The sequence below is a fragment of the Brachyspira hampsonii genome (assembly GCF_002214805.1).
Lineage (GTDB): Bacteria > Spirochaetota > Brachyspiria > Brachyspirales > Brachyspiraceae > Brachyspira > Brachyspira hampsonii.
This window is the reverse complement of sequence record NZ_CP019914.1, coordinates 1,525,281-1,538,872: the sequence shown is the minus strand read 5'-3', so window position 1 is coordinate 1,538,872 and position 13,592 is coordinate 1,525,281. Positions and strand designations below refer to the sequence as shown.

Sequence of the window (13,592 nt, the reverse complement as noted above, 5' to 3'; positions counted from 1 at the left end):
CTATATTTAATAATTATTTTGCAAAATTATTTTTTAAAAATGAATTAAATTGGCTTCTTGTATAAACAGTAATTTTTTCATTATGTTTTGCATAGCTTATTGCACTATTGGACAATTTTACAGGAAGAATTAGTATTCCGTTTTTTGCCCCAGATTCATTAACCATAAGTAAAAAATCTCGGATTATAAGTTCTCCTACCTCCGTATTTTTCCATCTTTTTATAGAAATTAATGTTACTTCTTTTCTGTTTTTATTAGTAGGATATGCCAAATAATTAACATCATCTCCATATTCATAATTTATTATATTATCTGAATATTCCTGTAATATGGAATATGATAATTTATTTTGAATGATATTCTGGCAAAGTTTTTTGAAATTACTCAAACTTAATGAATATATAGAATCTATATTTGTAATTCGTTTTTGTCTATTATCATCATTTAATTGCTTTTCCATATTATATTCATTTAATATCTTATCAACATCAATAGAGTTTTCAATTTCTACTAATGAATTAATATAGTCAAAATTACAGAAATTTCCTTCCCACAATCCCAACACTTTTTCCCATATTTTTATTAATTCGCTATCGATATATTTATCATATCTTTCATTTACATATTTTTCATCATTCAATTTCATGGAGTTTCTTAATTTGGTTAATTGAATAAAAGCTTTATTAACTTCATTAAGATACTGCAGTATTTGATCTAAATAGTAAACGCTGTATTCCAATTTATGAAAAGAATTCAATTTTGTAAAGAATCTTATAGAAGCATTTATATCTTTCAAGAAATATGAATAGAAAGCAAAATCGAATATAAGACTAGCATATTTATAGTCTGCCTCTTCTAAATTATATAAACTAATTATATTATTATACATTTCTCTAAATCTTTCATTATCAGATAATTTATATAATGTGTACATGTACATTTTATTAATATATAATTTATGATCTTCGTTTATATTCTTATTAGATAATATTTGTTCTATGAATGCAATTGCTCTGTTAAGTTCATCTGCCGATATATACATAGATATCATCAATATTTCAAGATTGTAAATTTCTGATACATCTATTTCTTTATTATTTAATATCTTTTTATATAATTCCTCCAAAAATACTATAGACTTTTTATAATCTTTAATCATAAAAAAAGATAAAGCAGCCGTCTTTGCTTCTTCTATATCTATATTTTCTTTTGATACTATAACTTTATTAAAGTATTCGCAGGCAAGTTTATATTTACCTTCTTTTCCAAGCATAGTACCTAATTTGATTGCATAATAAATATTATTAGGCTCAGCTTTTTCAATTAAAAGAGAATATTTAAAACTTTTTTCTTTATCTCCTAATTGAGAATATGCCGGTTCTAATTTTTTGTATATCTCAACTTCATTAATATCATTATCTGCAAAATATCTCTCTTTTATAAGTTTTTCATATTTATCTAATACATCATTAAAGTCGCCGTATTTTTCTTCAAGCATAGCTAATTGATAAAGAGAGTCCAAATCATTTTCATTTTCTTCTATGTTTTTCTGAAGCTCCTTCATCATCTTTTTTATGTTTTTCTGCGGATTATTTTTCTTTTTAGAAAAAATATTTTTAATCATTATAATTGTAGATATTAATATAATAATGAATATTACTGCAATTATGATATATAATGTTTTATCGCTCATATTTTTTATCCAATCTTTTGTATTTTTTTTATTATATAAAAAAAATTAAAAACTTTAAATAAATTTTTGAATTTTTATTATACCCTTATATATATTGTTAAAATATTTAATTTCTTATTATATCTTTTATTTTTTCTAAAAATATATCCATTTCCTTATCTGATCCTATTGTTACTCTTATATAATTATCTATAATATCAGTTTTGAAATATCTTACTAATATTCCTTTATCTTTTAATTTTAGGTAAATATCCTCAGCGAATATATTTTTATGCGATATAAATATAAAATTAGATTTAGAATCAAGAACATTAAATCCTAATTCTTTTAATTTAATTTTTGTTCTTTCTCTTGTATTTATAATTTTATTAACAGTATCTTTAAAATACTCATTATCTTTTACCGCTTCAATTCCTGCAATTATAGAAAGTCTATTAATAGTGTATGAATTAAAAGAATATTTAATATTTTTAAGTCCTTGAATTAAATTTTCATTGCCTATAGCAAAACCTAAACGCATTCCTGCTAATGATCTTGATTTTGAAAAAGTTTGTATTACTAAAAGATTATCATATTTATTTATAAGTTTATATGCACTTTCTGTTTCAGCAAAATCAATATACGCTTCGTCTATTATCACTATATTATTTTTATTGTTCATTATAATTTCTTCTATCTGAGACGGATTAAGAAGTAATCCTGTAGGGGCATTAGGATTTGCTATAAATATTCCTGAATCTAAATTTTTATAATTATTAATGTCTATACTGAAATCATCTTTAAGAGGTATTTTCACTTCATTTAAATCAAAAAGAGCTGAATATACCGAATAAAAGCTGTATGTAATATTCGGATAATAAATTTTATCTCCCTTATTAAAGAAAGCCATAAAAGAAAAAGCCAATATTTCATCAGAGCCGTTTCCTATGAATATATTATTTGTATTTACATTATATAATTCAGCGATTTCTTTTTTCAAATCTATTACATTAGGATCCGGATAAAGTCTTAAATCATCGAATCTGCTTTCAATTACAGCTTTTTTTACATGAGGAGAAGGAGGATAGGGAGATTCATTTGTATTTAATTTTATATAATTTTTATCTTTAGGCTGTTCACCCGGAGTATATGGTTCTATAGATTTAGCTTTATTACTTAGAAAATTATTCATGACAAATCCTTTTTCTTTATTTATAGATTATTATATATGATATTTTTATAAAATCTATAGTAAAATAATTTATAAATTTAGAATAAAAAAAATTGACTTAAAAAATTTAATTGTTATATTAAAATCAATATGTTATTTATCTTTTCTAATTAGTTTTTTATTTTATATCAAATACAAAGTACAGAGGTTTTTATAAATGAAAAAAATACATAGTTTATCTTTTAAAGTTCCTGTTATAATAATTTCTATTATATTTATAACAATAGTTTCATTGGCATCGATTTCTATTTGGTCTTCTTCAAGGGCTATTAGAAAAGCTGCTTTAGAAGGTTTTACTTCTACAGCTTCAGGCTATTCTTATATGATAGATATGGTTCTTCATGAACAGCTGCTTGCAATAGCAACTTATTCTCAGTCCGGCACATTAGCAAGCGGTATTTTAAATATAGATGATATAGCTGTAAGAAATGAGGCAGAAAAGAGATTAAAAGATTTTGCCTCAGTTAATACTTATGCTATAAATATAGGTTTGGCAGATATTAATGGTATTGTTTTGCTTGACAGTGCTAATCCTAAACTTGTAGGAGTATCTATAGCAGAGATTCATAAAGATTTATTTGCTAAAATGAAAGCTAATAATTATAAGTATACATTTGATAATTCTACAAGTATTTCATCTACAACAGGAGGTCAGGCATTGCTTCTTTGCGGAGGAGTAAAGAATACTCAGGGAAATTTTGTAGGATTAGTTTATATTAATTTGGACTTGAAAAAAGTCAATGATGAGTTTATAAAGAGTTTAAATATTAATGGAAGAATAACCGTAGCTAATAATGATGGAAATATATTATTATCATCAGATGACAATAATATAGGAGGCAGTCTTCCGGATGTTTACAGTGTCATAAAAACAAAAAGCGAAGGTATTATTGAATCTTATTATAGTGAAGGTCAGGAAGGAAAACGTTCAGCAGCTTATAAAAATATTGATATGATGCCTTGGACTGTTATATTTGCTAAGGCTAATAGCGAAATATATAAAGAAATAAAATATACAATTATTCGTACAGTAATAATAGGACCTATTTTTATAATATTATGTGCTATATTAATATTTATGTATATTAAGAGCATTACTAAACCTTTAGATGAATTAGTACTTATATCCAGAGAAATTTCTAATGGGGACTTAACTTCTACTCATAGAAATATAAACCGCAAAGATGAATTGGGAGTATTGGCGAATTCTTTCTTTGATATGAGAGACAGACTTTCAAGTATTATTATAAAAGTAAGAACTTCATCTGATGAAATAAGAATGAATGCAAAAGAGCTTTCTTCCGGAAGTGCGGATTTATCAAAAAGAACAGAGTCTCAGGCGGCAAGTTTGGAGGAAACAGCTTCTTCAATGGAGCAAATGGCTTCTACAATAAAATCATCTGCAGATCAGTCTGTAGAGGGTAATAAAATGATGATAGATTCAAGAGAGGCTATTGAAAATGCAGGCGAAATAATACTTGATACTACTAAAAATATAGAAGAGGTTTATGATGCCAGCACTAAGATTAAAGATATTACAAAAATAATAGAAGATATTGCTTTTCAAACTAATATACTTGCTCTCAATGCTGCAGTAGAGGCTGCAAGGGCAGGCGATATGGGTAAAGGTTTTGCGGTTGTAGCAAGTGAGGTGAGGAATTTGGCACAAACTACACAATCATCAGTAAAAGATATTACTCACTTAGTTGATAATGCCTATGATAAAATCAATAAGGCCACAGAATCTGCAAGAGCTTCACAGGATATATTCAATGAGCTTCAGGAAAAGATAGAAAATACTGCAAAAATAATGCGTGATATAAGCTCAACAGCAGTAGAACAGCATGAAGGTGTAGAACAGGTTAATAGAGCAGTTACAGATATGGATACAGTAACTCAGCAGAATGCCGCTTTGGTAGAGGAGGCCTCTGCTTCGGCTAATGCCTTATTAAATCAGGCTGAAGAATTAGTTAATGCTATGAGTTTCTTTAAAGTATAAGATTTTTTAAGTATAAAAATTTAATAAAAAATCAATAAGCTGCCTTTTTGAAAGACAGCTTATTATTTTTTAAATGCCAATAATTAATTTGATAAATATATAATACCTATGTATTGTATATTAAAAAACTTGACAACTTATATATTATATTGTACTCTTGAAAAGATTTTTTATTAAAAAAAATTAGGAGGTAAAAATGAAAAAACTTTTAATTATTTTTTCTTTTGTATTTATAGCTGCATGCGGCGGAAATGAAGTAGGTCAAGTTTCAGTACCTGGAGTTGAGAAAAATAGTAAAGAAGCTGCTGAGTTTTTGAATACAGTTAAAGGAAAAGCTATTGTGCCTTTAAGATCTGCAAGAGGATTTCCTGTCGGGTATTTTAAAGATAATGGAGATATAGCAAGCCGTTATCATCACCCTATTCTACAAGGTGATTTAATTTTTATAGGTATGACCAATAACTATGCTATATATTCAAGAAAAAGACAAGAGACTGCAAATGAATATGCAGATGCATATACAGCTATAACTTTATCTGAAGATAAAACGCTTATTAGAATCTATCTTGAATCATCTGATTATTCCTCTGAAATTTCTAAATGGAGAAGAGAAGGTGCTAATTGGGACAATTATCCTAAAATGGAGATATCAGATCTAGGATTTGAAGATAGGGAATATACTAAAGATGATTATATTTATAAGATTACAGATGATGAATATGACAAAAATGATTTTGTAAATAAATAAAATTAATTTCTAAAGCGGGCTGAAATTATATGTTTTTGCCCGCATATTTTTTATCATGCATTCTTATTATATGTATTTATTTAGCTTATAAAATATTATTCAAAGTTTAGTCTTTAAAAATTATACTATCGTACGATAACAAAATTGTTAATTTACAAAATGATTTCATCAAACGAAAATATATTATTTTAGGCTTATTTTATAAAAAGAATTTGTTTAACCAATATTAAAAGTAAAGCCTATATACTTATATTTTGGGGTGTAATAAATGAGAAACATAAATAGAATGAATGATTATTTTGTAAGATATTTGCTGGCATCTGAAGGAAATGAGGATATACTTGAAAATATAGTAAATTCTGTACTAAAAGATTTAGGATTTGAAGAAGTTCATAATCTGCATATTATTAATCCTCATAATCTTCCTGAAAATATTAATTTAAAAGAATCCGTACTAGATGTTAAAGCCATTACAAAAAGTAATAAAAAAATAATTATAGAAATACAATTATCAGGCAATATAGATTTTTTAAAGAGAATATATTATTATATATCTAGGAATATAGTAAGTGAAGTAGAGGAAAAAGAACCGTATGATATAATTAGTGAAATTATAAGTATTAATTTTGTTAATTTCAATATGGATTTTAATGATAAAGGAAAACCTCATAGATGTTTTAAATTAATAGATACAGAAAATCATAATGTTGTTTTAGATATGGTGCAGATGCATATATTGGAAGTGCCAAGATTTAAAAATATTTTATATGCCTCTAATATTGAAGATATAAGGAGAAATAAAATATTATCTTGGATAGAGTTTTTTACAGCAAAAGATTTAGATAAAGTAAAAGAAAGATTAAAGGAGGTAAATGTTATAATGGATAAAGTAATTAGCAAATATGAACGTTTTATATCTAGTGAAGATGAAATGGAAGTTTATAATGCAAGAGATGCTTTTTTATACGGTCAGACTGTTATGCTTAAGAAGGAGCGGGAAGAAGGAATAAAAGAAGGAATAGAGAAAGGAATAGAGAAAGGAATAGAGAAAGGAATAGAGAAAGGAATAGAGAAAGGAATAGAGAAAGGTAAAAAATCTGAAAAGATTGCTATAGCTAAAGAAATGAAAAACAAAAATATGAATATAGAGCTTATAAGAGAACTTACAGGATTAAGTATAGAAGATATAGAAGAACTATAATATATTTTAACAAATAATTTTTATATATAGATAAATATTTAATACTTTTATTATGTTACCTTATGTTACAATAATAATAAAAAAAATGTAATAAATTTTTTTATAAATACGATACTTCTAATAATTAATTAGAAGTAAATTATTATTTTTAAGGAGCATAATAATGTCAACAAGCTCATTTTTTGGTATAGAATTAGGTAAAAGATCTCTGCAAAACTTCAAAACAGCATTGGAAGTTACAGGACATAATATAAATAATGTTGCAACTAAAGGCTACAGCAGACAAAGAGTGGTAATGCGTACATTTGATAAGCCTTTGGAAGCTCCTAGCCTTAATAGAGCAGAACGTGCTGGTCAATTAGGACAGGGTGCTGAAATAACTACAGTAGAGAGAATAAGAGATCAGTTTATAGACTCTAAAATAATGATGGAGCTTGGTACAGACGGTTATTGGAAAACTAAGTCTGATTATTTAAAGCAGCTTGAGGCTATATATAATGAGCCGGGAAATGCTAATTTAAGAAGCGATTTAGATGCTTTTTGGGATTCTTGGCAGGAAATGGCTGCTAATCCTGCAGAAAGAGGAACAAGAATGGTGCTTGTAGAGAGAGCAGACAGAATAAATAATTCTATTAATCAAATGTTTAATCAAATGAACGGTATGCGTAATAATTTGAATAACTTAGTTGAAAATAAGGTTAAGAGAATTAATGATATAGCTAATTCTATAAAAGATTTAAATGTTGAAATAGTAAAACAGCAGGCATTGGGACAAAGCCCTAATGATTTATTAGACAGAAGGGATTTACTTGTTGATGAGCTTTCTTCTCTTGCTAATGTTGATATAAAATCTGTTGATCCTGATGAAACTATGATTTATATAGGCGGAAGAGCTTTGATTCAAGGTAATATTGTAAGCGAATTAAGTGCCGAAAAAAATATCAATAATGAAGGAATGTATGATATTTATTGGAAAAAAGATCATGTTCAGGTACAGTTTGAAGGCGGAGAATTAAAGGCTTTATTAGAACTTAGAGATGTTGATACAGTTGATGCTATTAATGATATAGATACTTTTGCTATGAATTTGGCTGATAGCGTAAATGAAATACATAGAAGCGGTTTCGGTCTTAATCAGGAAACAGGTATTGACTTCTTTACAGTTACAAAAACTACTCCTTCTGTAATAGGTAATTTTGATATTAATAATGACGGACAGGAAGATTCTACTATAATGTTCAAAGTAAGCGGTATTAATTCAGTGGATTCTACTGCCAGCATAGGAAGCAGCGGAACTTTAGTATTCGGTAATAAATCAAGAGAAGGTGCCGATGTTGCTATAGATTATACTGCTCAGATGAAAGTCGGAGAATTGATAGATAAAATCAACTCAAGCGAGGCTAATGTTTCAGCTTATTTAGATAATAATAACAGACTTGTGCTTAAAGCCAGAGGCTTTGATGATTATATGAGACCTTCGTATTTTATTAAGCATATAGAAGATTCAGGCGATTTCTTAGTTGGAATAACAGGAGTATTAAATCAGTCCGGAGCTAACGGAGCTTATAATTGGCAGACAATAGATCAAGTTAACCAATTAGCAGGCGATTTTAGGAACTTTACAGTTACTCCTGACAGACACCCTGCTTCAGCTATTGCTATTAATGACATTATAAGAAATGATGTTAATTACATAGCCGCTTCTAAAGGTATAGATACTACAGGCAACGGTTTTAATGACAAATGGAATGGAATAGGCGACGGATCCAATGCTTTGGCTATAGCTAATTTGAAAAATAAAGAGATAATGATAGACAGCAAATCTACATTCAATGATTTTTATACAGGAAGTCTTGCTAAAATATCTTCAAGAACAGAAACAGCTAATGCTGAAACTGAAAAACAAACTGTTGTTATGGAATATCTTGAAAAATTGAGACAGTCTGTATCCGGAGTTAATTTAGATGAAGAAGTTGCTCAAATGGCTATGTATCAGCATGGTTATAATGCATCTGCAAGAGTTGTAAGCATTATGGATCAGCTTTTAGATGTTGTGATAAATAGAATGGGTGTGTAAGTAATATATAGATTTTTGAGGCGGTATCATAAAAGCAGATGCCGCCTATTTTTATATTTAAAAAATATTATACTTTTTTATTAATATCTCTTTACAGCTATTAGTTTTAAATATATTATAGATATAATTCTTTAAAATATATACTTCCAATGCCGATATTAATTACACAGGAGCATTTTGAAATGGGTATAAAGATTCGTATAATTTTAATAATAGTCGGAGTTATGGTTTTGGTTGCTTTCAGCACCAATTTCTTGAGTAATACTTTAAATACTGAAACTTTTTCTGCTATCATAGAAAGAAGTTTGGATAATAGATTTAAACTAATAGAAAAAGAATTTGAATATAATATAATTTCAGCAAGAGAAGAATCGGCAAAGATTTCTACTACTCTTTCAGTCGTTTATAATAATATAAAAAATATGCCTACTCAGCAAAGAGATGAGTATTTTAAAAATTTCCTATCAGCTACTGTAAATGAATCTCAATTATATTTTAATAGAATAGTTAGTATTTTATTTCACCCTCAATCTATGGGAAATGCAAATGAGCCTTTTACTCTTTATAGATATTCTACCTTTAATAAGGAATTTGTGAAAATAAATACTACAAATAGAATTATGTGGGATACTTTAACAAATAGTTATAATCAGGTATATAGAAGTATATTACGAAGACAAATATTAAAGCCATATATGATTGATGAAGGTAAAAATATCGGTATAACTTTTAATATATCTTCAACAATACCTGATATTGAAAATGAAGAAAGAATTGTTGGAATAGCAAATGTAGGGGTGCTTTTTAATTATTCTTCAGATATTATAAAAGACATTCTTGCCATAGAAGGTGCTGATATAATGATAATTGATAAAAAAAATTCAGCTATTATGAATTCTCAAAATCCTGATTTAATAAATGCACGAGTAGATGTACTATTCCCTCAATACTATGAAATATTTAATTCTAATTTAGCTGCAGGATACAGCAGAACAGATGAAGTAGAAATAAATAACGCATTATATAAATCTTATGTTGCCAATATTTCAGGGCTTATCAATATAGTAATGCTTATTCCTAATTCATATTATACAGCACAGATAAAAGATATGAATAATACTATATTCTATACTATAATAATAGCATTCTTAATGGCAATAATTACTATTGTATTCTTCATTAAATTATTATTCAGTTCTATAACAAAGATATCAGATGCTATAGGTAATTCTGTTGATAATAAAGATTTGACTGTTAAGATACCTACTATTTCCGGAGGCGATGAAATAGGGGAAATGACTAAATGGGTAGGACTTTTAAATAATTCTTTACAGTCCATACTTTCTAGTGTAAAGAGAACTATTTTGACTTCAAAAAAGCAGAGTGATACGCTTTCTCAAAAAATCAGTTCTAATTTAGAAATAATATATGGAATTAATAACAATATTGAAGTTATTAAAAACAATGTTAATGATGAATTGAATCAGGTGGAAATAGTAGAAAGCAGCAATCTAAATATGCAGGAATATATATCTGCAAATACAAGTAATATTGATTTGGTTGAAAGAGATACTAGAGAACTTCAGAATAAAATTATTGAAGAAGGCGAAAATATAGAGCAAATAGCTACATCAGTTGAGGAGATGAGTAAAACTATTGAAAATATAGACTCTATTATTTCTAAAGCTACAAATAAAGCTAAAGATTTGTCATTGGCTTCTGTAAAAAGTAAAGAGAAAATGCAGGCTACTTCTATGGCTACAGGAGATTTGAGAAATGCTTTAGGATTTATTTCTAATTTCGTAAGTTCTATTAGAAATATAGCACATCAGACAAACCTTTTAGCTATGAATGCTGCTATTGAGGCTGCCCATGCTGGTAAATATAGTTCCGGTTTTGCCGTTGTTGCAGAAGAAATACGTAAATTATCTGAGGTTTCAAATGAACAGGCAGATAATGCTAATAAAGTTCTTCAAAACATAGAAGAAAAAATAATTATTACTACAAATGATTTAACAGAATCTACAGAGCAGTTTGATGTACTTACTAAAGATGTACAGGAAGTTACAGAGATTATGGATACAGTGCATGTGTCTTCTGTAGAACAGTTAAAAGCTATTAATGAAATAGTAGATTCTATTACTAAAATTTCACAGTCCAGTGAACATATTAAAACTCAGTATATTGATATGGCAGATAAACTCGGTAATATAAGAAATAGTCTTGAATCTCTTAATAATATTTCTATTTCTACATCAAAAACTATGAATAAGCTTAAAAATATATCTGAGTCTATACATACTAGCGTAATAAATATTTCTGATAGTTCTAATGATTTATCTGCTTCTGCAAATATTATGAATAAATTTGCAAATGATAATAATAAACTGTTGTCAGAACTTGAAACAGAAATATCTCAGTATAAAATTAGAGACATAAAGACTAAAAGAGATACTGTTACACAGAGAGTTAAAGGTATAACATTAATCATATTAAAAGAATTTATAAAAACAAAATTTGGAGAAGAAGGATATCAGAAATGGGTAACTGCAATGGAGCCTTCATCTGCTTTAATATTTAAAAATGAAATATCAAGTAAAGAATGGTATCCATATTCTACATCATTTGATAAACCATATAAATTAGTATGTGATTTATTTTATGCAGGTACTAATACAGGTATTAAAGAGATTTCCGAATATCATTTTAAGCAAATTGTACCTAAGTATTTAAGACCTATATTGTTCTTTTTACCTAAGCATTTTATTTTAAGTTATGCGGCAGAACATATATTCACTGATTTATTTGATCCGGCAAGAATAGAATTAATTAAGGCCAGAAAAAAACTATTAGTGGTGCATTTAGTAAACTTTAATGAAGATCCTGAAGTTATTGAACTTGCTATACTTTCTTGGTCTACACTTTTACTTGAGTCTGTAACTCATATTAGAGCAACTATGGAAATTACTAAATCCATTAAAGATGGTGAGTTTTATACTGAATTCGTACTTAAATGGTAATTACAAATTTTCAGTATAATAAATATGGATTATTTTAATGATTAGAAATTTAAATAAACTAACAGCTACTTTAGGTTTTAAGATACTTATAATAGTGATATTAGGGCTTTTGCTTTTAATTCCTATGAGTTTTATAAACGGCGTTGTAAGAGATAGAATACGATATCAAGATGAGGCGGTATCTTCTATAATAGAGCCTGTTGGAAATAGTGCAAATATACAGGGAATTGTTATTGCAATACCGTATTTAAATAGAGTTATTGACAGTGAAACCAAAGAAATAAGCTACATAAGAAAATACATTTTTTATATGCCTAATGAATATAATGTTGAAGGCGATGTTGAAGTATCAAGTTTGAACAGAGGCATATTTAAGGCTCCTATTTTTAATTCCAAATTAAATATTACAGGGAGATTTGATAAATATAATGCTGAAATATTTAATTTAGATGAAAATAATAATATTATACTTTATGATGAGGCTATGATTATATTGGGAATAGGAAACAAAAAAAATCTTATGAAGCTTCCTAATGTATCGGTAAATCAAAATGAAGAGCTTCAATATTATGAGAAGAATATTAATATATCTTTGAATATGTTTAACAATAAATTTTTATATACTATTTCAAGAGATAAAATATTAAATGGTTTTGATTTTAATATAACTATGGATATTCAGGGAGGAAACTCTCTGATAATCACACCTTTAGCTTCTGAGAATACTTTTAAAATATCTTCAAAATGGAAAGATCCTAGTTTTACAGGAGGATTTCTGCCAACGAGAAGAGAAGTTAATAATGACGGTTTTAATGCTGAGTGGAATATAGCAAGTTTTAATACAGCATTCACGAAGTATTGGACTAGTGATGAAAATGCAAATAGAGTAAATGATAATGAATATTTGAAAGATATTAATCAAAATTCTAATGATGTTTTAATATCTTTTCTTCTTCTTAATGATAATTATCAGAAAACTTCAAGAAGTGTAAAGTATGCCATACTTTTTATCTTCATACCATTTTTTGTATTATTTTTATGCGAAGTGCTTTCAAAGAAACGCATACACCCAGTGCAGTATATATTAATAGGAATAGCTAATGCGGTATTTTACCTTCTTCTTTTAGCTATATCAGAGCATTTAATATTTAACTTAAGCTATTTTTTAAGTGCTTTAATGGTAACGGCATTAACTTCTATTTATATAGGCTACATTATAAAATCTAATAAATACGCTTTTTCAATGGCTTTGGTAAATATATTAATTTATATATTCCTATTTGGTATACTTCAGCTTACTGATTATGCCCTTCTTATGGGAACATTAGGATTATTTGCTGTTATAGCTCTTGCTATGTATTTCACTCGTAATGTTGATTGGTACGGAGAGAATAATTAAGGTAATGCAAAATAATTAATTGTATTTTTTTAACGCACGGTGAACAATATTTAAAATATTATAAGGATTTACATTTTCAAACCGCTTTATATTTCAAGTTTTATTCTGCGTGCGTTGTATAGATTACAAATAAAAAAAGCATTTGGGTGGGTGCTAATATTTCTGTTTTAGTTTTAAAAAAATAATAAATCATATATATTTTAATAAAGTTCAGAACTATAAAGGGCGGGAATTCAAACAGAATT

General features: G+C 27.3%; 8 protein-coding genes. 6 read left to right on the top strand and 2 right to left on the bottom strand.

Features of this window, described 5'->3' with window-relative positions:
- Positions 1–13: 13 nt before the first annotated feature.
- Entirely contained in the window at positions 14–1,693 is a 1,680-nt protein-coding gene (locus BHAMNSH16_RS06535; protein WP_069731654.1) for a restriction endonuclease, read from the bottom strand.
- 106 nt (positions 1,694–1,799) lie between these two features.
- Positions 1,800–2,864: a histidinol-phosphate transaminase gene (hisC, locus tag BHAMNSH16_RS06530; protein WP_069731653.1), complete on the bottom strand. Its 1,065-nt coding sequence runs from the start codon at positions 2,862–2,864 to the stop codon at positions 1,800–1,802.
- A gap of 196 nt (positions 2,865–3,060) precedes the next feature.
- Here hisC and BHAMNSH16_RS06525 point away from each other — a divergent pair, with 196 nt between their 5' ends.
- From BHAMNSH16_RS06525 to creD, 6 genes are all read left to right on the top strand, one after another.
- Complete coding sequence (locus BHAMNSH16_RS06525; protein WP_069731652.1) at positions 3,061–4,902, top strand: methyl-accepting chemotaxis protein; 1,842 nt, start codon at positions 3,061–3,063, stop codon at positions 4,900–4,902.
- A gap of 196 nt (positions 4,903–5,098) precedes the next feature.
- A complete protein-coding gene (locus tag BHAMNSH16_RS06520; protein WP_008727445.1) occupies positions 5,099–5,650 on the top strand; it encodes a hypothetical protein in 552 nt (183 codons plus the stop codon).
- A gap of 268 nt (positions 5,651–5,918) precedes the next feature.
- Positions 5,919–6,851 carry an Rpn family recombination-promoting nuclease/putative transposase gene (locus tag BHAMNSH16_RS06515; protein WP_069731651.1) on the top strand — a complete coding sequence of 311 codons (933 nt, stop codon included), beginning with the start codon at positions 5,919–5,921 and terminating at the stop codon, positions 6,849–6,851.
- Positions 6,852–7,014: 163 nt separating this feature from the next.
- Entirely contained in the window at positions 7,015–8,928 is a 1,914-nt protein-coding gene (gene flgK / locus BHAMNSH16_RS06510) for a flagellar hook-associated protein FlgK (protein WP_008730491.1), read from the top strand.
- 182 nt (positions 8,929–9,110) lie between these two features.
- On the top strand, positions 9,111–11,948 hold the full coding sequence (locus BHAMNSH16_RS06505; protein ID WP_008730493.1) for a methyl-accepting chemotaxis protein: 2,838 nt from the start codon (positions 9,111–9,113) through the stop codon (positions 11,946–11,948).
- Between the two features lie 37 nt (positions 11,949–11,985).
- The gene (creD, locus tag BHAMNSH16_RS06500; RefSeq protein ID WP_008730495.1) at positions 11,986–13,347 is read left to right on the top strand and encodes a cell envelope integrity protein CreD; all 1,362 of its coding nucleotides are present in this window, start codon (positions 11,986–11,988) and stop codon (positions 13,345–13,347) included.
- Positions 13,348–13,592: the final 245 nt, after the last annotated feature.